General features: G+C 64.0%; 21 protein-coding genes, 2 other RNA genes and 1 pseudogene. 14 read left to right on the plus strand and 10 right to left on the minus strand.

Annotated elements, in window-relative coordinates:
• The first annotated feature begins 239 nt into the window (after nt 1-239).
• Together queD and XBLMG947_RS19290 are read left to right on the plus strand one after the other, a co-directional pair.
• Nucleotides 240-593 carry a 6-carboxytetrahydropterin synthase QueD gene (queD, locus tag XBLMG947_RS19285; protein WP_029217535.1) on the plus strand — a complete coding sequence of 118 codons (354 nt, stop codon included), beginning with the start codon at nt 240-242 and terminating at the stop codon, nt 591-593.
• Between the two features lie 192 nt (nt 594-785).
• Nucleotides 786-1121, plus strand: coding sequence for a phasin family protein (locus tag XBLMG947_RS19290; protein ID WP_065470181.1), 336 nt, complete (start codon nt 786-788; stop codon nt 1119-1121).
• Between the two features lie 115 nt (nt 1122-1236).
• Here the strand turns inward: XBLMG947_RS19290 and bioD are convergent, their stop codons facing one another.
• Entirely contained in the window at nt 1237-1911 is a 675-nt protein-coding gene (gene bioD, locus XBLMG947_RS19295; RefSeq protein WP_065470182.1) for a dethiobiotin synthase, read from the minus strand.
• Nucleotides 1912-2206: 295 nt separating this feature from the next.
• Here bioD and XBLMG947_RS19300 point away from each other — a divergent pair, with 295 nt between their 5' ends.
• Nucleotides 2207-2689, plus strand: coding sequence for a GAF domain-containing protein (locus XBLMG947_RS19300; protein ID WP_065470183.1), 483 nt, complete (start codon nt 2207-2209; stop codon nt 2687-2689).
• Nucleotides 2686-3084, plus strand: a complete 399-nt coding sequence (locus tag XBLMG947_RS19305; RefSeq protein WP_065470184.1) for a TfoX/Sxy family protein — start codon at nt 2686-2688, stop codon at nt 3082-3084. Before XBLMG947_RS19300 ends, XBLMG947_RS19305 begins: the two co-directional genes overlap by 4 nt.
• Before the next feature lie 161 nt (nt 3085-3245).
• Here XBLMG947_RS19305 and XBLMG947_RS19310 read toward each other — a convergent pair whose 3' ends face one another.
• Nucleotides 3246-3896, minus strand: coding sequence for a phosphoglycolate phosphatase (locus XBLMG947_RS19310; RefSeq protein WP_065470185.1), 651 nt, complete (start codon nt 3894-3896; stop codon nt 3246-3248).
• Between the two features lie 143 nt (nt 3897-4039).
• Entirely contained in the window at nt 4040-5119 is a 1080-nt protein-coding gene (gene dinB / locus XBLMG947_RS19315; RefSeq protein WP_065470186.1) for a DNA polymerase IV, read from the minus strand.
• A 344-nt stretch (nt 5120-5463) separates the two neighbouring features.
• Between dinB and fabA the strand changes: the two genes are divergently transcribed.
• Both fabA and fabB read left to right on the plus strand, forming a co-directional pair.
• Nucleotides 5464-5979: a 3-hydroxyacyl-[acyl-carrier-protein] dehydratase FabA gene (fabA, locus tag XBLMG947_RS19320; protein ID WP_065470200.1), complete on the plus strand. Its 516-nt coding sequence runs from the start codon at nt 5464-5466 to the stop codon at nt 5977-5979.
• Nucleotides 5979-7187, plus strand: a complete 1209-nt coding sequence (gene fabB / locus XBLMG947_RS19325) for a beta-ketoacyl-ACP synthase I (protein ID WP_065470187.1) — start codon at nt 5979-5981, stop codon at nt 7185-7187. The genes fabA and fabB overlap by 1 nt, the downstream gene beginning before the upstream one ends.
• A gap of 95 nt (nt 7188-7282) precedes the next feature.
• On the opposite strand, the gene XBLMG947_RS19330 is transcribed toward fabB, so the two are convergent.
• The 5 genes from XBLMG947_RS19330 to XBLMG947_RS19350 form a co-directional block, all read right to left on the minus strand.
• Nucleotides 7283-8107, minus strand: a complete 825-nt coding sequence (locus XBLMG947_RS19330; RefSeq protein WP_065470188.1) for a hypothetical protein — start codon at nt 8105-8107, stop codon at nt 7283-7285.
• A 162-nt stretch (nt 8108-8269) separates the two neighbouring features.
• Nucleotides 8270-8530, minus strand: coding sequence for a hypothetical protein (locus XBLMG947_RS19335; protein WP_065470189.1), 261 nt, complete (start codon nt 8528-8530; stop codon nt 8270-8272).
• A 467-nt stretch (nt 8531-8997) separates the two neighbouring features.
• Nucleotides 8998-11022 carry a M3 family metallopeptidase gene (locus XBLMG947_RS19340; protein ID WP_065470190.1) on the minus strand — a complete coding sequence of 675 codons (2025 nt, stop codon included), beginning with the start codon at nt 11020-11022 and terminating at the stop codon, nt 8998-9000.
• A 49-nt stretch (nt 11023-11071) separates the two neighbouring features.
• Nucleotides 11072-11146: non-coding RNA, sX9 sRNA (locus XBLMG947_RS19345), on the minus strand.
• Between the two features lie 73 nt (nt 11147-11219).
• Nucleotides 11220-12323 carry a PLP-dependent cysteine synthase family protein gene (locus tag XBLMG947_RS19350; protein WP_065470191.1) on the minus strand — a complete coding sequence of 368 codons (1104 nt, stop codon included), beginning with the start codon at nt 12321-12323 and terminating at the stop codon, nt 11220-11222.
• Between the two features lie 131 nt (nt 12324-12454).
• Between XBLMG947_RS19350 and XBLMG947_RS19355 the strand changes: the two genes are divergently transcribed.
• The 5 genes and pseudogenes from XBLMG947_RS19355 to XBLMG947_RS19375 all read left to right on the plus strand — a co-directional run.
• Nucleotides 12455-12865: a CopL family metal-binding regulatory protein gene (locus XBLMG947_RS19355; RefSeq protein ID WP_065470192.1), complete on the plus strand. Its 411-nt coding sequence runs from the start codon at nt 12455-12457 to the stop codon at nt 12863-12865.
• Between the two features lie 224 nt (nt 12866-13089).
• Nucleotides 13090-14898, plus strand: coding sequence for a copper resistance system multicopper oxidase (locus XBLMG947_RS19360; RefSeq protein ID WP_065470193.1), 1809 nt, complete (start codon nt 13090-13092; stop codon nt 14896-14898).
• Nucleotides 14899-15095: 197 nt separating this feature from the next.
• Nucleotides 15096-16154, plus strand: coding sequence for a copper resistance protein B (locus tag XBLMG947_RS19365; protein WP_083993278.1), 1059 nt, complete (start codon nt 15096-15098; stop codon nt 16152-16154).
• A 209-nt stretch (nt 16155-16363) separates the two neighbouring features.
• The gene (gene gloA, locus XBLMG947_RS19370; RefSeq protein WP_065470201.1) at nt 16364-16888 is read left to right on the plus strand and encodes a lactoylglutathione lyase; all 525 of its coding nucleotides are present in this window, start codon (nt 16364-16366) and stop codon (nt 16886-16888) included.
• A 77-nt stretch (nt 16889-16965) separates the two neighbouring features.
• A pseudogene (locus XBLMG947_RS19375) lies at nt 16966-17615 on the plus strand (XVIPCD domain-containing protein); the annotation flags it as partial.
• A 133-nt stretch (nt 17616-17748) separates the two neighbouring features.
• On the opposite strand, the gene XBLMG947_RS19380 reads toward XBLMG947_RS19375, so the two are convergent.
• Nucleotides 17749-18888, minus strand: a complete 1140-nt coding sequence (locus XBLMG947_RS19380) for a hypothetical protein (RefSeq protein WP_065470196.1) — start codon at nt 18886-18888, stop codon at nt 17749-17751.
• A 284-nt stretch (nt 18889-19172) separates the two neighbouring features.
• Here XBLMG947_RS19380 and XBLMG947_RS19385 point away from each other — a divergent pair.
• Nucleotides 19173-19247, plus strand: a non-coding RNA gene (locus XBLMG947_RS19385) — sX9 sRNA.
• A 16-nt stretch (nt 19248-19263) separates the two neighbouring features.
• On the opposite strand, the gene XBLMG947_RS19390 is transcribed toward XBLMG947_RS19385, so the two are convergent.
• Nucleotides 19264-19737, minus strand: coding sequence for a hypothetical protein (locus tag XBLMG947_RS19390; RefSeq protein ID WP_065470197.1), 474 nt, complete (start codon nt 19735-19737; stop codon nt 19264-19266).
• An 891-nt stretch (nt 19738-20628) separates the two neighbouring features.
• On the opposite strand from XBLMG947_RS19390, the gene XBLMG947_RS22950 reads away from it, so the two are divergent.
• Both XBLMG947_RS22950 and XBLMG947_RS19400 read left to right on the plus strand, forming a co-directional pair.
• Nucleotides 20629-21114 carry a hypothetical protein gene (locus XBLMG947_RS22950; RefSeq protein ID WP_139074439.1) on the plus strand — a complete coding sequence of 162 codons (486 nt, stop codon included), beginning with the start codon at nt 20629-20631 and terminating at the stop codon, nt 21112-21114.
• 66 nt (nt 21115-21180) lie between these two features.
• Nucleotides 21181-23088, plus strand: a complete 1908-nt coding sequence (locus XBLMG947_RS19400; RefSeq protein WP_139074440.1) for a hypothetical protein — start codon at nt 21181-21183, stop codon at nt 23086-23088.
• Nucleotides 23089-23215: the final 127 nt, after the last annotated feature.

Genomic DNA, 23215 nt, shown 5'->3' on the forward strand with positions numbered 1-23215 from the left:
CGCCCTTCGGGGCGGCTTTTTTGTAGGTGCTGCACGGTGTACCGACAACACTGACCTAATCCGCATCCGGATATGCGCCGCGACGGCACATGCCGACAAGCAACCGCGATCGTCAGCGCGTCGACCCTGCACGTTGCGCTGCAACCCGCGCGCGGTTTGGTGTGGCAACCCCGCAAAAACACTGCAGCGTTGCGCTTGACACCGGCTCGTGGGCGCCTCGCCCACTTACACTACCGCCCATGGATATCTTCAAAGTCTTTACGCTCGAAGCCGCGCACCGGCTTCCCAATGTGCCGCCTGGGCATAAATGCGCTCGCCTGCACGGGCACTCGTTCCGGGTGGAGTTGCATGTCAGCGGCGAACCCGGCGCCGAGACCGGCTGGATCATGGATTTCGGCGACATCAAGGCCGCCTTCCAACCGATCTACGATCGCCTGGACCACCACTATCTCAACGATATCGAAGGGCTGGAAAACCCGACCAGCGAGCGCCTGGCGATCTGGATCTGGCAGCAGCTCAAGCCGGCGCTGCCGCAGCTGAGCGAGGTCGTGGTCCATGAAACCTGCACCTCCGGCTGCCGCTACCGCGGCTGATCGCGCAGCGCATTCCGCAGACCAAAAGCCGCCCGCCGGGCGGCTTTTGACATTTCGGGCGACAGCTAACGTATTGATGTAGCTGCACTTCTGCGGCCATTTTGAAAATCTTCAGGGAACGTGTTGCATCGCAGCAATAACCGCGTATGCTGCAACGCAACAGACAGTCACGGCTTCCCCAAGGGGTTCGCAATGTCGGCGCAGTTCGAAAACAGCTTCACCAGTCAGTTCGCCTCTGCCGCAGCACGTGCCAACCAGTTGGCATTGGACACGCTGAAACAGAACGCCAACGCGACCAGCAGCTTGTTCGGCGAGTTTGCGCAGGCGCGCGATCTGGGCGCTTACCAGACGGTGTGGTCGAAAGGCCTGCAGGTTGCACGCGACAACCTGGAACGTCTGGCGTCGGTCAATCAGGAAATGATTGGTCTGGGGTTGAAGATGTCCAGCGAGCTTGGGCAATTCACCAAGCAGCAGTTCGAGACCGGTAGCAATCAGGCCGGCGCAACAGGCAAGACCCGGCGCAAGTAACCGCCAACAAAAATTCAGCGTCTTTGCATGGGTCCCTCCTCCCGTGCAATCCGGCCCGACAGATCCCTCCCTCTGTCGGGCTTTTTTGTTGCCTGCATGGTGCATTCCACGAGGTCTATCGCGGCAATTGCAACCCGTGCGCCTGGGTGGCAGCGTCGGCGCCCGGACGCCACGGAATCCGGCCCCAGCACGGCATTGCCAGACGCTGGTGCAGCATCTGGATGTTCTCTTCCACGCGCTCCATCTGCGGGTCGATTTCATTGGCGATCCAGCCGATGCATTGCAGCCCATCGGCAGCAATGGCAGCAGCGGTCAGGCGCGCATGGTTGATGCAACCCAGCCGGACGCCGACGACCAGCACCACCGGAAGCTGCAACGCACGCGCCAGATCGGCTTGATCCAGCATCGCGCTCAGCGGGGCGGCCCAGCCACCGACGCCCTCCACCACCACCACCTCGGCCTGTGCGCGCAAGCGTGCAAAGGCCTGCGCGATCGGCTCCAGCGATAACATCACGCCGACATCGGCCGCGGCGAGTTCCGGCGCGAGCGGTGCAGGCAAGGCGTACGGGTTGAGCGTGGCGTACTCCGGCTGTGGGTCGCTGGCGGCCTGCAGCGCCAACGCGTCCTCGTTGCGCCAGCCCTGCGGCGTGTGCTCGCAGCCGCTGGCCACCGGCTTCATGCCGACGGCAGTACGGCCGCGCGCGCGCAACGCGTGCAGCAGCGCGGTACTGCCCATGGTTTTGCCGATGCCGGTATCGGTGCCGGTGACATAAAAAGCTGGATGCTGCATCCGCCTGATCCTGCGGCCGTGCCGCCGTTGCCGTGAGGGCGCGCAGCATAACGCGGGTTTGCGTAGCGGAATCGGGAATCGGGAATCGGGAATCGGGAATCGGGAATCGGGAATCGGGAATCGGGAATCGGGAGTTGGGAGTTGGGAGTTGGGAGTTGGGAGTTGGATCGGAGCGTCAGGCTGTGATCTGGATGTTCGATGGCAATACCGCTGGGAAACAGTGTCCGCCGCTGCTGCGCAGAACCGCCCATCCAGTCGCAACGCCGCAGCAGACCGCCGCTGCTAAACTCCGCGCATGTTCGCCACCTCATCGCTGACCGGCAGCAAGCCGGAACAATATGCCCAGCTCACCGCCCAGGCCCAGGCACTGGTGCACGGCGAGCCGGATCGGATCGCCAATGCCGCCAATCTGGCCGCGTTGATCTTCCATTCGCTGCCGTCGCTCAACTGGGCCGGCTTCTATTTCTACGACGGCCGCGAGCTGGTGGTGGGGCCGTTCCAGGGCCTGCCGGCGTGCGTGCGCATTCCGCTGGACAAGGGCGTGTGCGGCGCGGCGGCCAGCACCCGGCAAAGTCAGCGCATTGCCGATGTGGAGGCGTTCCCCGGACATATCGCCTGCGATTCGGCATCGCGCTCGGAGCTGGTGATTCCGCTGGTCAAGGGCGATGCGTTGATCGGCGTGCTGGACTTGGACAGCCCGGAGCTGGACCGTTTCGATGCGGACGACCAGCGCGGCCTGGAAGCGATTGCGCAAGTCTTCGTCGGCGCATTGACGTGACCACCGAGCGGATGCGCAACATCGGCCCGAAGAGCGCAGCGTGGCTGCGCCAGGTTGGGCTGCGCACGCAACAGGACCTGCAAGCGGTCGGTGCGGTGGGCGCGTTCGTCAAGGTACGCCGCGCGGGCTTCAAGCCCAGCCTCAATTTGCTGTATTCGCTGGAAGGCGCGTTGGCCGATTGTCACTGGCAAGACGTGCCGGAAGCACGACGCCATGCGTTGCTGGCCGAGTACGAAGCCGCCAGTGCACTGCTGCCGGTGCGCGGCCGTGTCATCGGCGGGCCGGTGGAAACCGTGCACTATGCGCGCGCCGACAACGACGATACGCACGGCGATGCGGACACGGCAGCCGACGCCGACGATCCAGCGGAGAGGGACCAGACACGGGACGAGTGAGTTTGCCTGCAACGCGCGGTGATTCGCTGATCGCTGCAGTGCAGTCTGGCCTGGCCTCATGCGTGCGCTCACGCACGCACACAGCATCATGGCGCAATGCGCTTGGCCCGTTTCAGAGCCCGCGCAGCGCCGCATCGGTTGACGCAGCGCGGGATCGCCAGTTACGTCAACGCCAGCAGCTCACGCATGTCATCGACGATGGCCACCGCACCAGAGCGCTGCACATCGAAACCGCGCAGGTAGCCGTAACGCACCATCGCCAGCGGCATGTCGGCCGCGTTCGCGGCCGCGGCATCGGTGGCCGAATCGCCGACCATCAGGCACTGCTGCGGGCTGCACTGGAAGTGTCTGGCAAGCTGCAGCAGCGGTGCAGGGTCGGGCTTGCGCTGCGGCAACGAATCGCCACCAAGCATACGGCTGAAGTGCGTGGCGATGCCCAGTTGTTCCAGCAACGGCGCGATGAAACGCGAGGGCTTGTTGGTGCATAGCGCCAGCGTGGCGCCGGCATCGCGCAAGCCCGTCAGCGCCTCGGCAACGCCGGGGTACAACTGCGGATCGTGCAGCAGGCTCGCTTCGTAATGCCGCATCATCACCGGCATTGCCGCATCGGCATCGCGCGTACTGCCGGCTTCACGCAAGGCGGTGGCGAGCAACACCTGGACGCCGTCGCCGATCCAGCTGCGGATCGTCGCTTCGCTGAACTGCTGCAGCTCCAGCTCCTGCAAGGTGCCGTTGATGGCCTCGGCGATATTGGGTGCGCTGTCCACCAGCGTGCCGTCCAGATCGAAGATCACCAGCGAATACGGAAACATTCGGACGGCCTCGTGCGTGGGGGAGCGGCAGTGTACGCAGTGCAGGATTCAGCCGGCGTCACCGTGCAGCGCTGTGGATTGCTCGCTGGCTGTATCGATGTAGTCAGCGACGTCTGCGGCACGCAACGCCCGACGGAGCGCACTCACTCCAGCTGCGGCATCTCGCCGAACAACTGCCCCTGCACCGCGCCTTCTTCGACATCGCTGAAACCGCTCAGGCCCACACCGACCAGGCGGTAGCGCGTCTGCGCAGACAGCTCCACGCGACGGGTGAGTGCCAGGGCGATCTGTGCAAGCGCCTCCTGCGAGACGGGCGACTGCTCGGGAGTGTAGGAGCGCGTGAGGATGCGAAAGTTCGAGGTTTTCAATTTCAGTACCACCGTGCGGCCGATGCGCTCGGTGCGGCGCGTGGCGAGCCAGGTTTTTTCAGCGAGCCGCAGGATGTGCGGGTCCAGTGCATCAAGCGCGAGATCTTCGCTGAAGGTGTCTTCCGAGGAGACCGATTGCACCTCCTGATCCGGCTCGACCGGGCGCTCGTCGATGCCGCGCGCCCGGCGATGCAGGCTCTGCCCGAAACTGCCGAAATGCGCCTGCAGTTCTTCCAGCGGGCGCTGGCGTAGATCGGCCACGGTGACGATGCCCAACGCCGCCAGCTTGCCATCCATCACTTTGCCTACGCCGGGAATGCGATTGACCTTGAGCGGCAGGAGAAACGCGTCCACACGGCTGGGGGCGATGACGAACTGGCCATCGGGTTTACGCCAATCCGACGCGATCTTGGCCAGGAACTTGTTCGGCGCGATGCCGGCCGAGGCGGTGAGCTGGGTTTCCTCGCGGATCTGCGTGCGGATCAACTGCGCGATCTCGGTGGCCAGCGGCATGCCGGTCTTGGCTTGCGTGACATCCAGATACGCCTCGTCCAGCGACAACGGCTCGACCAGGTCGGTATGCCGGTGAAAGATCTCGCGCACTTGCCGCGACACCGCCTTGTAGCGTGCAAAATCCGGCGGCACGAAGATCGCATCCGGGCACAGGCGCTCGGCGCGCACGGCTGGCATCGCCGAGCGAATGCCAAACGTACGCGCTTCATAGGAGGCCGCGCACACCACCGAGCGCGCACCGCGCCAGGCCACCACCACCGGCTTGCCGCGCAGGCTCGGGTCGTCACGTTGCTCCACGGACGCGTAGAACGCATCCATGTCCACGTGCACGATCTTGCGCATCAAGCTGGCTTCTCTGTCGCAGGCCTGGGTCCATGATAAGCCAGCGCCGTCTCACGCCTTGAGCGGTGTTTGACCACGATACGGTCGGCAACCGAGCGCGAGCGCTCATCGAACACCGAGGATCATGCATGGATCACAGCAACTGCAAAGCCGAGACGCACGGGCACCAGCAACCCGTCGAGGTGGCCCCGAGCGCTGCGATTTCACGTGCAGCATGACCACGCCGCGCTGCGCGGTCAGCTGAAAACAGCACGCATGCGTACGGATAAAACGTTTGATTGAACTACGCGACCTCATGCACCCTTCCCGACCTCGCCTCTCGCTCTTTGCAGGAAACGTTCGTCATGACTCGTCAAAGCACGTATTCGCGCGACCAATTGCTGGCTAGCGCGCGCGGGGAATTGTTCGGACCCGACAGCGGCCGTCTGCCCAATGACCCGATGCTGATGTTCGACCGCATCACCGAGATCAGCGACACCGGCGGTGCGCATGGCAAAGGCGTGATTCGTGCCGAACTGGATATCCGCCCGGACCTGTGGTTCTTCGGCTGCCACTTCATCGGCGATCCGGTGATGCCTGGCTGCCTTGGGCTGGATGCGATGTGGCAACTGACCGGCTTCTTCCTGACCTGGATGGGCGCTGCAGGCCGTGGCCGCGCGTTGGCCTGCGGCGAGGTCAAGTTCACCGGCCAGGTGCTGCCCAGCGCCAAGCTGGTGAGCTACGAAATCGATATCAGCCGCGTGATCAACCGCAAGCTGGTGATGGCGCAGAGCGATGCACGCATGTTCGTAGACGGGCGCGAGATCTACGCCGCCAAGGATCTGCGTGTGGGCATGTTCACTTCGACGGAGAACTTGTGATGCGGCGTGTCGTCGTCACCGGAATGGGCATCAATTCGTGCCTGGGCAACGATCTGGACACCGTTTCCAGCGCACTGCGCGAAAGCCGCTCCGGCATCACCGCGCTCCCCGATCACGCCGACGTAGGCCTGCGCAGCCAGGTGGGCGGCGCGGTGGCGCTGGATCTGGAGAGTCTGATCGACCGCAAGCTCAAACGCTTCATGGGCGATGCCTCGGCGTACGCGTATCTGGCCATGTGCGATGCGATCGCCGATGCGGGACTGGAGGCCGAGCAGGTCAGCAGCCTGCGTACCGGCGTGATTGCCGGCTCCGGTGGCGGTTCCAGCCAGTGGCAGGTGGAAACCGCCGATCTGCTGCGCAACCGTGGCGTGCGCAAGGTCGGTCCGTACATGGTGCCGCGCACGATGTGTTCGGCGGTGTCGGCCTCGTTGGCCACTGCGTTCAAGATCCGTGGCCTGAGCTATTCGTTGTCGGCCGCCTGCGCGACCTCGGCGCACTGCATCGGCGCGGCGGCGGATCTGATCCGGCATGGCGCGCAGGATGTGATGTTCGCCGGCGGCGGGGAGGAGCTGCACTGGACCATGAGCGTGATGTTCGATGCGATGGGTGCGCTGTCCACCGGCTTCAACGATCGCCCCGCCGTCGCCTCGCGCCCGTACGATGCGCACCGCGATGGTTTCGTCATCGGCAGCGGCGGCGGCATGCTGGTGCTGGAAGACTACGACCACGCCATCGCACGCGGCGCACGCATCCATGCCGAACTGCTCGGCTATGGCGTGACCTCCGATGGTGCGGACATGGTGGCGCCCAGCGGCGAAGGCGCGGTGCGCTGCATGCATATGGCCATGCAAGGGCTGGATCGCCCGATCGATTACCTCAACACGCACGGCACCTCGACACCGCTGGGCGATGTCACCGAACTGGGCGCGGTGCGCGAAGTGTTCGGCGACACCGTGCCGCCGCTGTCGTCGACCAAGGCGCTGTCCGGCCATTCGCTGGGCGCGGCCAGCGTGCACGAGGCGATCTATAGCCTGCTGATGCTGCGCGATGGCTTCATGGCGGGCTCGGCGCATATCGACGAACTCGATCCGCGTGCCGAAGGTTTCCCGATCCTGCGGCAAACCCAGGAAGCGACCTTGAACACGGTGATGTCCAATAGCTTCGGCTTTGGCGGCACCAACGCGACCTTGGTGTTCGGGCGGGTCTAAACGCACCGTCTGCATCGGCGCCGATGCAGACGCGCCTGCGCTGCCGCCTCTCCGCGCCCGCACCGCTTACGCGGAGCGGTGTTCGGTGTACTGCGTCATACCGCCGAGTCGGGCGGCACCTCCACTGCATCCGCTGCAGTCGGGGTCTGCCGCGGCGCCGCCGTCCGTGCCGATCCGAGCGCGGCGACCGCACCGACGCCCCAAACGACGGATGATGCGGTGCCGAGGTTGGCTGCCTTGAGCGGCTCATCCTGCTGGGCGGCCACGGTGGCGGCAGCGGCAAGTCCGGCAGCTGCAACATTGGCCGCACCGCTGATGCCTTGCAACACCCGGCTCGGCAGCGCGGCGGTGGTATCGCTGGCAGCACGCAACAGGTTGGCGCCTCCGTTCGCCGCCCAGGCCGCCGCAGACGCGTAGGCCACGCGAGTGGTGTCGCTGCCGGTGAGCGAGGGTGCCACTGCGCTGAGCACCCCGGCGGTGGCGCCGACCACGTTGGCGGCAGACACCAGCCGATTGGCGGGCACGTTGCCGAGCTGGTTGATGGCCGCGCCACCGGCCCACAGTGCACCGCTGAGGGTACCGGTGAGCCTGGCCGCCTCTGGCGCCGCAGACAGGCGCGCCGCGGCCAAGGAGAGTCCAGCGGCCGCCCCGTCTACCACTGGGCCACCATAAGCGCCCACGTGCTGCAGCATGCTAGACATACCGGTGTCGGTCTGGGAGGGGCGCGCCGATGCATCTGCGGCTGCCGCGTCCGCGCGCAGACGCGGCGTGGCGCGGGACGGCGCGCGCGACAGCGGCGACAGCACGGTTTGGTCCGACGGGGAAATCGGCGCAGGTGCTGCCGAACTGGAGGTGCCAGCTTCCAGGTCGATACCGGCATCCGCGTGAGACATTACGGTCGACTGAGGGTCGATCTTCATTTTCCACCTCATGCCAGGGAACTGCGCAAAGCTTAGCCAGGCGCCCCATAAACTTGCCGCAAACCCTCGCCCGCTCCACATAAATCTTGCGTCGTACATAGACAGCCCATTGCGCAAAGATTCATCGACGGCGCACCTGGAGCCGTACGCCATGCGACGGTGTCAGGCGGCGATGCCGATGAGCGACGCGCGGACGTCGTCTGCAACGCCGCGGCTGCCGCCGCGCGACAGGTCCTGGCGACGGAAACGCGCGCCGGTGTGGGCCACCTGCCCCGGCACGTGTTCGATATCGATGCATGCATCGGCACGGAGCGCGTCCGCCCATCGGTCGCTGGAGCAGCCGGTCGCATCGCCGCCGGCGAAGAGGTGACTGAACTGATGCGGGACACGCGTGCATGCAGGCAGGCGATTGACTGCCCTCATCGCCTACGCACACGATCGGCTGCAGCAGGCTGTCCACGGCGCATGTGCATTGTCTACCCCTGCATCGCTCGCAATCCTCCATCGACACGCCGGTGCTGGCGGGCTGGCAATTCGACGCCCTGGCCACCCGCTGCTTGCTACAACAGAGTATCCGGGCCTGCTCCCGCTTGAGCCGCACGACCGTGGCGGCATCGAGCTCGGCCCGCTGGCGCTTGGTCCGCTCGGTGTTTTCGCGTGCCTCCTGTTTGACGCGTCTTGCGATGGGGCTCGCCGGCTTGCGACGGGCCCTCCCCGGGCATCAGCACTTTCAGTTCTGGGGAAGTCTCCGGCGTATGGTGACGCCAGCGCACGCGTTCGCTTCCACACTCCATGCGCGGCCGCAGTCATGCGCATCCCAATACAGGTCCAGCAATAACCCGACCTGCGGCACCACGCGGGGCGACGCGCCGCGATCCAACAGGCAATGCTCAGCCCGACATGCCGTTATGCCGCAGCAATGCATCGATGCTCGGCGCCCGCCCACGGAAGGCGCGGAAGTTGTCGGCGGCACTGCGACTGCCACCGCGCGATAACACTTCATGGCGAAACCGTGCGCCAGTTTCGGCTACCTGTTCCGGCGCCTCTTCGAACGCGGCATAGGCATCGGCACTGAGCACTTCGGCCCATTTGTAGCTGTAATAGCCGGCTGCATAGCCGCCCGCGAAAATATGGCTGAACTGATGCGGGAAGCGATTCCATGCCGGCGGGCGATTGACCGCCACTTCGTCGCGCACGCGCTCGATGAGTTGCAGCACGCTGTCGTGGGCCGGATCGAACGTGCTGTGCAGCTGCATGTCGAACAAGGCGAATTCCAGCTGGCGCACGGTGAACATGCCGCTCTGGAAGTTGCGTGCCGCCAGCAGGCGGTCGAACAGGTTACGCGGCAGCAGTTCGCCGGTTTGCACGTGCGCGGTCATCGCCTGCACGCGCTCCCATTCCCAGCAGAAGTTCTCCATGAACTGGCTGGGCAGCTCCACCGCATCCCATTCCACGCCATTGATGCCGGCCACGCCGAGTTCACCGATGCGCGTCAGCAACTGATGCAGGCCGTGGCCCATTTCATGGAACAGCGTGGTGACTTCGCCGTGGCGGAAGGTGGCCGGTGCGTCGCCGCTGCCGCGGCCGAAGTTGCACACCAGATACACCAGTGGCGTCTGCACGCCGTTGGCGGTGTCGCGGCGGTTGCGGCAGTCGTCCATCCATGCCCCACCGCGCTTACCTTCGCGCGCGTACAGATCCAGATAGAACTGGCCGACCAGCGCGCCTTGGGCATCTTCCAGACGGTAGAAGCGCGCATCCGGATGCCAGACCGGCGCGCTGTCGGGTTTGACGGTGAGCCCATACAAGCTGTGGATCACATCGAACAGGCCGGCCAGCACCTTCGGCTCGGTGAAGTACTGCTTCACTTCCTGCTCGGAGAAGCTGTAACGCGCCTGCTTGAGCTTTTCGGAGGCGTAGGCCAGGTCCCAGGCCTGCAGTTCGTCCAGGCCAAGTTCGTCGCGTGCAAAGGCTTCGAGCTCGGCACGATCGCGTTGCGCATGCGGCTTGGCGCGCACCGCCAGATCGCGCAGAAAGCCCATCACTTCATCCGGGCTTTGCGCCATCTTGGTGGCGACGGAATAGTCCGCATAACTGGCAAAGCCGAGCAGCTGCGCCAATTCGGCACGCAAAGCCAGAATGCGATCGATATTGGCGCTGTTGTCCAGCGTGGCGTCGCCGAATTCGGACGCGCGCTCGGCGTTGGCGCGATACAGCAGCGCACGTAGTTCGCGACTGTCGGCATCGCTTTGCACCGGCAGATAACACGGCATCTGCAGGGTGAACTTCCAGCCCGGCACGCCGTCTTTTTCCGCAGCAGCGCGTGCGGCGGCGACCACTTCAGCCGGCAGCCCCGACAGCTGCGCTTGGTCTCCGGTCACGTACGACCAGGCATCGGTAGCATCGAGCACGTTCTGCGAAAACTTGGCCGCCAATGCCGACAATTCTTCCTGGATCTGGGCAAAGCGCGCCTTGGCGTCGTCATCGAGTTCGGCACCGCCGAGGCGGAAATCACGCAGCGCGTTGTCCAGCACCTTGCGGCGCGCGGCGTCGTAATCAGCCGCTTCCGGCGACTGCGCCAGCGCTTTGTACTGCGCGTACAAGGCCAGGTTCTGGCCCAGCGCGCTGCCGAACCGGCTCACCTTGGGCAGATTGGCGTTGTAGGCCTCACGCAGCTCGGGCGTGTTCATCACCGCCTGCAGATGGCCGACCTGGCCCCACGCGCGCCACAACCGCTCGGTGGCATCGTCCAGCGGCACCACGAAGCTGTCCCAGCTGACCGGGCTGACCTGCTCGGCCGCTTTCACCGCCGCCTCGGCTTCGGCCAGCAGTTGGTCGATCGCCGGACCCACGTGTTCGGGGCGGATCGCATCGAAGGACGGCAGTCCGGACAGGTCGAGCAGCGGGTTGGTCATGGTGCGCTCCGGCAATGGACTGAAAGTGGATGCAACGATCGGCAAACGTGGCAGGCAAACCGTGGCGAGCCGCCCTCAGCAGGGTGCGGACGACGCCGAGAACCGGGATGTACGTGTGGTACTTGCCGATTCCGCACATCGATCGCATCGGCCTGCGGGTAAGCGCAGCGGTTGATGACCACTCCCCGATATGGCGGTCATTCCAGTGCCGCACAAGGCAAGCCAGGCAAATCGCCACCGTTCACGGCCAGCGCAATGGCTGCATCGCTGCGGCTGACATCGATCTCGCGCTCCACATACCAGGCCGGGTTGTAGTAACTGTGGGCATACCGCTCGCCGGCATCGCACAGGATGGTGACGATGGAGCCCTGGCGGCCTTCCTCGCGCATCCCCTGCGCAGCGTGCAGCACGCCGATGAAGTTGGTACCGGTGGAACCGCCCACGCGCCGGCCCAGGGTGGCGCTGACGTGGCGCATCGCCGCCAGGCTCAAGGCATCGGGCACCTTGATCATTTCATCCACGCAGCTGGCGATGAAGCTCGATTCCACCCGCGGGCGGCCGATGCCTTCGATACGCGAGCCGCCGGTGATGGCCAGCTCCTTGGGGCACTGCCCATCCACCGCGCGGCAGTAGCCGTCGAAGAACACCGACACTTCCGGGTCGACGCACAGGATGCGGGTGTGATGTCGGCGATAGCGCACGTAGCGTCCCAGGGTGGCGCTGGTGCCGCCAGTGCCGGGGCTGCAGACGATCCAGTCGGGGATGGGGTGCGGTTCTTCGGCCAGCTGCTTGAAGATCGATTCGGCGATGTTGTTGTTCGCGCGCCAATCGGTGGCACGCTCGGCGTAGGTGAACTGGTCCATGAAGTGCCCGCCGGTCTCGTGTGCGAGCTGGTGCGAGGCGCTGTCCAGATCGCAGGCACGCTCGACCAGATGGCAGCGGCCACCCTGGAATTCGATCGCGGCAATCTTCTCCGGCGAGGTCGAGGCCGGCATCACCGCGATGAAAGGCACGCCCAGCAAGCGCGCGAAATACGCTTCGGAGATGGCGGTGGAACCACTGGAGGCCTCGATTACCGGACGCCCCGCACGCAGCCAGCCATTGGTCAGCGCATACAGAAACAGCGAGCGCGCCAACCGGTGCTTGAGGCTGCCGGTCGGGTGGCTGGATTCGTCCTTGAAGTACAGGTCGATGCCCGAGTAGCCCGGCAGGTTCATCGGGATCAGGTGCGTGTCGGCCGAACGATTGAAATCGGCTTCGATCTTCTGGATGGCGGCGGCCACCCACTGGCGCTGCAACATGGCAGGACTTGGCTGCGAAAGTGACCTCAATTCTACCGCCGTCGCCTGCGCGCCCACGCGGCCGGGTCATCGGGCGGACAGCTGGCAGCCGATGCTATGCTCGCCGCACCTGTCCGCTGCCACGATCGCCCGTGATGCATCGCCTGCTCCGCCTGTTGCTGTGCCTGTGCCTGGTTGCCAATACGGCCAGCGGCGCGTGGGCGTCGGCAGGGATGGCGATGCCGGCAGTGGCGTCCGGCGCGATGCCCGCTGCGGCAACGGCAAGCGCCGTATCGACCAACGCGGCGATGCCGGCCGCCCTGCCGTGTCACCACGCCACACCGCCGCCCGCCGCGCAGTTGCACAACAAGGCCCGGCATGCGGACGCGCACGACTGCTGCAAACTGGGCAGCTGCGATTGCCTGCAGCACGGCAGCCTCGCCTTGCTGACCCTGCCTGCGGTTCCGGCCGGGCTGCTCGGTCATTCTGCGGTGCCTGCCGCCCTGGACGAAGGCCGCGGCAGCCCGGCACACGAGCAACCGGTTCGACCTCCCATCGGCTAGCGGCCGACACGGCACCGCGCTCCGCAGGGAGCGCGCGTCGCCAATGCGCAACGTCGGCAGGGACTGCGTGCACGCTTTCGCAGTGCGTCCGCCACCCGCCCGTCCGACTAGTGCGCGCCGTGTTTATCGGCCATTCCACGCCTGCTTCGCCCCGCGTCCTTGCACGCGGGATTTCCCAGCGATGCGTCGCGTTTGCCAATCAATGCAGATGCGCCGGAGGTGACATGTCTTCCGATTCCCCTGTCTTCGATCCAACATCCCCGCCCGCCATCAGCCGGCGTCGTTTCGTGCAGGGCTTGGCCCTGGGCGGTCTTGCCGCGGGTGCCGGGCTGTGGCGCACCGACGCGCATGCGGCCGGCGCGGTGACCACTCCGGTCCTGCGAGGCAGCAGCCAGTCGCTGCAGATCGCCCGGCTGCCGGTCAATTTCACCGGGCGTACGCGCCCTGCCATCACCGTCAACCAGAGCCTGCCTGCGCCCACGCTGCGCTGGCGCGAAGGCGACACGGTGAGCGTTCGCGTGCGTAACGCGCTGACCGACCAGCCTACTTCGGTGCACTGGCACGGCCTGCTGCTGCCGGCCAACATGGACGGCGTGCCCGGCATGAGCTTCGATGGCATCGCGCCGGGGCAGGAGTATCACTACCGCTTTGCGCTGCGCCAATCCGGCACCTACTGGTACCACAGCCACTCGATGTTCCAGGAGCAAGCCGGGCTGTATGGCGCCATCATCATCGACCCGCTGACACCGCCGCCGTACCGCTTTGATCGCGAACATGTGGTGCTGTTGTCGGACTGGACGGATCTTGATCCGGCCGCCCTGTTTCGCCGTTTGAAACAGATGCCCAGCCACGAAAATTACGCGCAGCGCACCGTGGGCGATTTTCTGCGCGATACGCGCGAAGACGGACTTCGGGCAACGCTGGCCGACCGCGGCATGTGGGGGCGCATGCGCATGACCCCCACCGACCTCTCCGACGTCAACGCCAACACCTACACCTACCTGCTCAACGGTGTGGCGCCTGCCGGCAATTGGACCGGGTTGTTCAAGCCAGGCGAAAAGGTGTTGTTGCGTTTCATCAACGGCGCGTCGATGACCTACTTCGACATCCGCATCCCCGGCCTGCGCATGACCGTGGTCGCCGCCGACGGCCAATACGTGCATCCGGTCAGCGTGGACGAACTACGGATCGCTGCAGCCGAAACGTTCGACGTGATTGTCGAACCGCTTGGCCAGGATGCATTTACGTTATTCGCGCAGGACATGGGCCGCACCGGGTTCGCCTGCGGCACGCTGGCGGTGCAGCAGGGCTTGCAGGCGCCGATTCCAGCACTGGATCCGCGCGCCATTCTGACCATGCAGGACATGGGGCATGGCGATGGCATGACGCACGCAGCCCATGCCAAGCATGCAGGCGATGCGATGCAAGGCGACCCACATGCCGCACACGCAATGCAGATGCCGATGCAGGCCCAGCATGCGCACACTGCGGCCACGGCATCGAACAAGACTCCCCACCATCCCGCCAGCGAAGATGGCAACCCACTGATCGACATGCGCAGCAATGCCACCGCGCCGCGCCTGGACGACTCCGGCGTAGGCCTGCGCGATAACGGCCGCCGCGTGCTGTGCTACGGCGATCTGCATAGCCTGTTCGACGACCCGGATGGCCGCGAACCGGGCCGCGAGATCGAGCTGCATCTGACCGGCCATATGGAAAAATTCGCCTGGTCCTTCGATGGCATCGCGTTCACCTCCGCAGAGCCCTTGCGGCTGCACTACGGCGAGCGGCTGCGCATCGTGCTGGTCAACGACACCATGATGCAGCACCCGATTCACCTGCACGGCATGTGGAGCGACCTGGAAGATGCCGACGGCAATTTTCAGGTCCGCAAGCACACCATCGACATGCCGCCCGGCACCCGCCGCACCTACCGCGTGCGCGCGGATGCACTCGGCCGTTGGGCATATCACTGTCACCTGCTGTACCACATGGAAGCGGGCATGATGCGCGAAGTGCGGGTGGACGTATGAGCGGGTTACGTCTAAGCCCATTACTGGTGAGCATGTGGATGTTGAGTGCATCATTGGCTGCGCAGGAGCGTGCGGACACGCCGAGCAACGAGGCAGCGCACGGTGCGCATGGGATGCAGATGACGTCCGACGCTGACGATGCCGATTTGCCAACGGCGGCCCCATCGGACGGGCAGTCGGCAGTTGCACGGGACACGATGCCTGCCATGGAGATGTCCCATACGCACATGCAACACGCCGACCAGACCCCATCGTCTACGGCGCAGTCTCATCACGACGCCGCAGCATCCGTGGCACCCACCGATGCACCGGTATTACAGCCTGCTCAAACGCAGGAATCCACAATCAAACCGGCTGCGGATCACGGCCACCTGTCGCATGCGGGCATGCAGCATGGCGCGATGAATCACGCATCGATGGATGATGCACCTGCCCCTGTGCAGCAGGTGCAGATGGATCACACAACCATGGACCATGCGCAGATGCATCACGACGCACCGGCAAACGTACCGGTGCAAACGCAGGCCTCCACACACAGCGCCGCACTGCCACGCGAGCCGGTTCCAGCGCCGACTGCCCAAGACATCGCAGCGGCCTTCGCACCGCTTCACGGTCACGCGATGCATGGCACGGCAGTCAACCGATACGTATTGCTCGATCGACTGGAAGCGTTCGACACCGATCGCGGCAGCGGCCAGCAATGGGAAGCGCGCGCGTGGATCGGCGGCGACATCAACCGACTGTGGCTACGCAGCGAAGGCGAGCGACAGCAGGGTCGCACGCAAGACGCGTCGGTCGAAGCGTTCTACGGCCATGCCATCTCGCCTTGGTGGGATGTATGGGTGGGCGTGCGCCAGGAGATCGGCACCGACCATCGCAGTTGGGCAGCGTTCGGCGTGCAGGGTCTGGCGCCGTACAAGTTCGAAACCGAGGCCACCCTCTTCGTTGGCAGCGGCGGCCGCGCAGCCCTGCGACTGGAGGGCGAATACGACGTCCTGCTGACCAACCGTTTGATCCTGCAGCCGCGGGTGGAAGCACACATCGCACTGCGCGACGATGCGCAGCGCGGTATCGACAGTGGACTGGAGCAACTCGAAGCGGGGATGCGACTCCGCTACGAAATCACGCGACGGTTTGCGCCCTACATCGGCTGGGTACATCAGCGCAACTTCGGCGACCGTGCCCAGCGCGCCACGATGGATGAGGAGCCGGCGCGCGACAGCCGCTTCATTGCCGGCGTGCGCGTCCGGTTTTGAACTGGCCGGGGCATTGGTCCCTGCGCGTGGGCGTTTGGCCCACGCGCAGGGCCCGCATGCGTAAAGAGGGATGAACCGATGATCGACCAATGTGCGACGCCCAGATCATCGCCGCGCGCAATGCAGACACGCCGACAACCATTGCCTCGCTAACATCGGCGCCACTACCGCGCTGCCCTGTAGCCCAGAAATTCAACAAGGAGCCAAACATGCCTCTGACCGATCTGCAACACGTTCCCGGCGCCAGCACCGCGCCTGCCGAAACCAGCGGTTTCGTGTTCAACCACACCATGCTGCGCATCAAGGACGCAAAGCGCTCGCTGGACTTCTACACGCGTGTGCTCGGCTTCCGCCTGCTGGATGCGCGCCACTTCGCCGAGGCCGAGTTCAGCCTGTACTTTCTCGCATTGCTGCCGAAAGACGCAGCGATTCCCGACGACGACGCAGCGCGCCGTCTGTGGATGGCCGGCATCCCCGGCGTGCTGGAACTCACCCATAACCACGGGACCGAAACCCAGGACGGCCCGGTCTATCACGACGGCAATCGCGACCCGCGCGGCTTCGGCCATCTCTGCGTCTCGGTACCAGACATCCACACCGCCTGCGCGCGCTTCGACAGCCTCGGCGTGCCGTATCAAAAACGCCTGGAAGACGGCCGCATGAAGCACCTGGCCTTCATCAAGGACCCGGATGGTTACTGGGTGGAGATCATTTCCAATACGCCGCTGGCGTAATTCAGCGGTTCACCAGGCAAGCTGGCGTATCGGCGGGGATGGATATGGAAACCAGCGGATGCGGAGGCGGGAACGCCACGCATCCGCTAGCCGAAAGCTGCACGTCATCGAGGCACGCAGGCACCGCCATACCCGGCGCGACGACTGGAAACATCGCCGGGGTGGAGTCGGCGTTCGCCGTCCTCCGCAATGGATGCACCCCGATGCTCGTCACGAACTCAAAGCCGACAGTGCCTATGGCCAGCGGACGGGTGAAGCCGTCAAGGCATTCCAGCGTGCACACGGACTGCAGGATGATGGCGTTGTTGGCAGCGATACGCCCAAGGCACTGAAGCAAGCCCAGAAGAGGCCATTGCTGTCGGAAAAAACCAATCCCGATAATCCACTATACAACCAGGCCGTGGGCAAGCTGGAACAGCTGGGTCCGAATGCGTTCGCCAACCGTCGTGCGTTGGAAAATGCGGCGGGTTCATTGGCGTTCGAAGCCAAGGTCAGCGGCCTGCAGCGCATCGACGCGGTGATGCAGAGCAAGGACGGCACTGGATTGTTCGCAGTACAGGGCCAGCCAAGCGACCCCGCGCGCCAGCGGATCTATACGGACAAGGCAGCCGCTGCGGAACGCCCATTGGAGCAACGCAGCAATGCCGCACGCCAGGAAGCGCAATCGCAAACGCAGGCGCAAGATCAGCACGAGCAACAACGCAACCAGGCGCGCAGCGTCGGTTGATCGCTGTGCAATAGAGAAACGCAAGGAGCACTGATCGATGGATCAGTGCTCCTTGTCTTTTAGAGACGCATTACCGTAATTCTTGTCGGATCACATCGGGCGCCGGATATCCGGCGCCGACAGATTTGACGATTCAATTGGATGCCGCAACAGCCGCTCTGTCGGGAAACCACTGCGGCAGCCGCTCTGCGAATTTCGCTGCGCATTCGTCGCTATAGGCTTGTGCGGCCGCTTTGACCAATGCGTAATCGTTGGCTTCCCACTCTTTCAACGAGGCGGTGCGCGGTGTGGGCGTGCAGTCCAGACTGACTGGGCTCGCCTTGCGCTTGAGGAGCCCGGTGCGTTCCCCACCGATCGTCACTGCGTAGCGCAATTCGTAGGGCGATTTGGTATCTGCCAGGCTCTGATAGACCAGCAGCCAGTCGGACATCAACACCTGCAGGGGGAACGGGTCCACCGGCAGCGCTGCCGGATGCCCAGTGAAGTAGGTCTTCAAATGCGCCTTGACCGCATCGCGTTGCAGTTGATAGCCAGGATTGCCCAGGCCTTTCATCTTCTCGCCTTTGAACTGCCCCTTGTTGAAGGCAGAGACCGCAACGCCGCGTGCAAACAAACTGGTCGCGATCTGCAATCCCACCACCGCTCCGGTATGCCCGCGTCGCACCACACGCAGCATGTCATCGCCGTTGGGTAGACCGTTCGAGCCCACACGCATGCTGGAGTGCAGCGGGAGCTGCAAAGCCCAGTCCGCCGACGGCGCGACGATGGCGCCTGCGTCGGCCTGCAGACTTGGCAGCTCGCCTGTTGCGGCGACCGATACGGTGCCTGCAACTGCAGCAGCGGCATAGGCCGTTGCTGTCGAGAAATCGCCAGCAGCAAATGCTGGCGCGACCGTGGTGGCTTCGGTCACGCGCGCAGGCGTACAGAACGTGCCAGCCGCCCGCATCTGCGCTTCATGGAAGCCGATGCCATTGATCTGGTGCACCACGGCGTCCTTGCCGTACTGCTCCACCAGCTTGCCGATCACTGCGTCGGACGGCGATGGCTGTGCACAGACCTTGGCGGCTGCGATGCGCGACCAGGCGAATTGCAACACAGGATCCCAGCCCATTGCATCTTCGCCCACGAATCCGTGGTCGTAGTGATACGCATTGATGGCAGGGTCGATCTCCTGCAGCATCATTCCGCCCCGACCGGCATGGCCCAAGGGCAAGCCTTGCGCAACGGCAAGACCGGGCAGTGCCAACAGCACCGCCGCGATATGCGTCTTCATGAATCCCTGTCCCTATGGATGACTGCGATGCCCTGCATGTCCCCCATGCAGCGCGACCGATGCGCCAACGCTCGCATGCGATGGCCTCCAACATGCAGTGCCGGATTGACGGGTAATGGCACAACGCACCCGGCGGATCGATCTGCAGGGATAGTCTGCCCACACACGGCAGCCATCGCAGCCGGGGCGGTCCCGACGCATGTGTGGGGACCGCCCCTCACAAGAGCATCTGACAAACCTACTGCGCGGCTGCCAGGCAGGCGCGACCGGTGTTCGGAATCGGCATGGAGCACTTTACGTTCCGGCTCCTGCACACCGTCCGCACCCAGCTGACGACCGCTCGCGAGGTTTTGCGAGCCGCTCCAAGTTCACTGCTCAGGCATGCAAGATCCCGCCTGCGCCTGGTTGCCAATCGCATGGCGGGCGCAATGCGGCCAGTGTACGCACCAGATCGCGATAACTCTCGGCCAATTGTGCGAACAGGCCCGCATCGCTGCAACGGGTATCGGCCACTTCGGAATACGCGCCTCTGCCCAGGTCGATGAAGTAATCCACACTCAGGCGCCGGCGTTGCGCCACGCCCGGGAACAGCCCTGCAATCAGCAGACAGCCGTCGCCCACGTCGCGTAACGCGTCGGCGCGCACGCTACCGATCTGGTCCTGCGCATGCAGCCACGCCAGCGCCTGCGTGCGCGAAAGCAGATGCGCATCGCGCTGGAAGCGCAGCAACACGAACACCAAGTAGTGCTCGCGCGATTCGTCCAGCGGACGCGCAGTCCGCTGCCCCGCCTCGCGCACCAACGCCTGCCACAATTCGGCCGGCGCCCCCTGTTTGAAAGACTCGTGCATACGTCCTCCTGCGTGGTGTGGACCCTCGCAAGGAGCTTATGCATAACTTGGGCCACTGCGCTGGCAGAGACCGTGGTGGAGCGCCAGGAGCGGCCGTCGGCGCGCGCAGCTACTGCCAGACAGATACGCTCGTTGCCCGCTAACGACCTCTTTGGCCTGCAACAGCGATCGGTCTGCGGCTGCTTTGCCGAATCAATGCAAGCCGCGCATCACGCCTAAGCAGCGTCACATCGCCGCACGCAGGGCCTGATTGGTCCTTCCGTCCCACGCGTGGCCGCTGCTCCCAACATGCGGCCAGCCGCGGCGAACCATCGCGCCTATATGACCGCACGTGAGGCGCGCTGGATGTGCCCAACGCTGCCACCACAAACGTCCACGGTCGATTGCGTTTGACCATACACCTCGGCATTCAATGACACGCACGGTCGCTGCGTGTGGCGAGCACGCCACAGCACTCTGTCCGCGGTGAACGATCCTCTCCCGAGCGCCGCACAGTCGATCGCAGCGCACAGCGACCCCATCGAAAAAGCGAATCGAAGCAGCGATTCCCCAGCGCGATGCGGCAACGCATGCCAAGCCCCGCATTGCCACCAATGCCGCCAAAGAGTGACCTGTCTCCCGCAGCGAGACATTGGCGCAGGGCGAGCACGACTGTGTGACACCTGTTCGCATTCAAACAGATGCGCATCTTTAGGATGGCCGCTACCCGGCGAGCCCCACACTACTGAGCATCATGGTTCTGCGGTTGCCACATGCGGCTGCGCAACGCGCCTGCCGTTTTGGTGATACGGCGACGACCGCCGAACTACTTTCCACGCGCCCTGCGCAGCGCAATGCGTGCGGGTCGCATCATCCGTAAGCATCCTGCTTCCGCGTCAGGAGTCATCTGATATGGGTGTAAAAAAAACCTCGCTATGCTCACTCTTTTTTGCGTCGACGCTGTGCCTTGCCAGTGCCGATGGCAATGCGTCTCTACGGCCTGAGATGCGCGCCAAACAAGCGCGCACAGGCAGCGCCTCTCCTGCATCCGTTGCGTATCCTGGGACGGGCAAGGTGACGGCCGGGACAGCGGTGACGTTCTGGGCATCGCAACCGGTCGACCCCAACGAGACGGTCGTGGTGAGTGGCGGAAACATCGACAAGGCCGCGACAGTGCGCCTCGCCCGACTCGATGATGGCTCAGTCGGTAGCCCGTTGGATGTCGCAGACAGCACCAACCCTGGCTGGACGAGCGTGACGCCGACCCAGGCCACCGAGCAATCGCTCAAATTCCAACTGCCCAATAGCGCGCGCGGCGTCTATGCGTATCGAATCGTCACCGGTAACGGGACAGGTGCGACAACGCTGGTGAATGCGCCGGACATCTGGTTCGTGTAAGGCAACGTGGGTGGTGGTGCATCGCCAGGCGGCAGGCTCAACGTGTTCGGCACGGCACTGGGCAGGATGTCCGACTCCAGTCAGCCGGTACGGATTGCACTGGTCAAGGACGGCACCGTGCAGCGCATGCTGACTGCAGACGCCTCCAATCCGAAGGAAGGCATGTATGCGCAGAGCTTCGCCATTCCTGCCGATTTGCCGCCGGGCGACTACGAGCTGTATCTGCACAATGGCTCCGGCGGCCCAAGCGCGTGGAGCCGTTACAGCAATTTCGGCATCGGTGCAGACCGCACAGCAGCGCCGCACACCATCACCACGGTCAATATCGCCTACCAGACCAACTGGCCAGGCACACTTTGCACGGTGGCTGCGCCAGTCGGCAATGGTGCGCCTGACGATCAGAGCTTTTCCGATGCGTTTGCCTGCGCAGCCAACGGCGGTCTGATCTCCATTCCTGCGGGCAATTACACCTTGTCACAGCAGTATGCACAGGGCTTCGATATGAAGATTCCCGATCATGTCGTGATTGCTGGCGCCGGCAAGGACGCCACCGTGCTGTCTTTCCCCAGTGCAGACAATAACGCGACGCTGTTCAAGGGCGGCGGCAGATATAGCACACCAGTCAACCAGCCAAAATGCGGCCCGCCAATCAACTATGAGGCCAATCTGTTCGGCATCCGCGACCTATCCATCGATGCACCAGCCATGCGCAGCGGGACAGGTATCAAGTTCGAACACATGTCGGTACTGGATCTGCACTCGGTGCCATTCGTAAGCAACGTGCGCCTCACACTCGGCAGGCCGCAAGACCGTTCCGGCGAAGGGCCGGCGACAGTCGGCATCGCTGCGAACAAGGTCTCCAATCTGCAAGTCATCGGAAACGAGATCACTGCCAGCAAGCCGATCTTGATGGATGGAAACATCTACGGCGTCACCGTGCAGAGCAACATCCTGCATTGGCACGAGCTGGCAATGGCCTTCAAGTACACGATGCAGAATGCACTCATCACCCACAACGAAACCATCTCGGCCGGTGCGCCTTACCATAATAGGCCAGCAGAACTCGGATTTGGTGCGCCACAGCGCGATGTGTATTACGCAGACAATGTCAGCACCTATCCGCAGGATGCAGGTGATCCGTGGCAGTTGACGTTGGACGAAGGCAAGGGCAACTATCTTGGCCAAGTCGCCGCAAGCTCCGGGGCCACACTGACGCTGGCAAAAAATGCCAACGCTCTTGAGGGCCTATGCGACCCGGACGGCAACTCGGCGATGATCGTTTCCGGCAAAGGTGCGGGCCAGCAGCGCTATTTGAGCGGAAATGCGACACCGCTCGGCAATCGCGTGAACCTGGACCGCGCCTGGGATATTCCGCCCGACCAGACGTCGATCGTCAGCATCGTGACCACCAGCGGCAGGATGCTATTCGTCAACAACGACCACGACGGTGCCGGAGAGATCAATAATTTCTATCCCTCTGCCGATATCATCCACGCCTACAACCGACTGCATCGCTACGGTGCCAGCATGGTTCAGGTAAGCGGGTTCTATACCAATGACCCGGGACTACTGACCGGCTGGCATTCGCAGATGCTCAACAATGAGGTCACCGAGAACGCAGTCGCCAATCCGCAGTCGCTGAAAAAACCGACAGCAAGTTTCAAGCTGGAAGGAAGTAACAAGAAGATCAGCGTTGAAACACAGGAGCACGCGTGGTATTCCGATGCCGTTATCAGCACCGGCATTATCCGCAACAACCACTTTGCCGCCGGTGCAACCGGAAACGTAGCGCTTTGGGATCGGGTGAAAAACTCACTGATCGAAAACAATGTCGTGCCGGAGGTGCGCATCCAGAATCAGAACGTCAAGGATTCTCTGATTCGCAACAACCGCAAGCCCAACAGCACAAAAGGGTCGGATGTCATCCAGAATGAGGAGCGCCCGGAAAACGGCAATATTGTGATCACGCCTTAGCCATCTGCGGTATCGGTACGCCGCGTCTGTAACGACGCGGCGTACCGATCTCATCGCAGTCCTGGTGCAGGAGCGAGGCTCTGCGCTCCAAACAATATGCCGACAGCATCTAGCGGTCTAGCCTTTA

It is taken from the genome of Xanthomonas bromi (assembly GCF_900092025.1).
In the GTDB taxonomy this organism is placed as follows: domain Bacteria; phylum Pseudomonadota; class Gammaproteobacteria; order Xanthomonadales; family Xanthomonadaceae; genus Xanthomonas; species Xanthomonas bromi.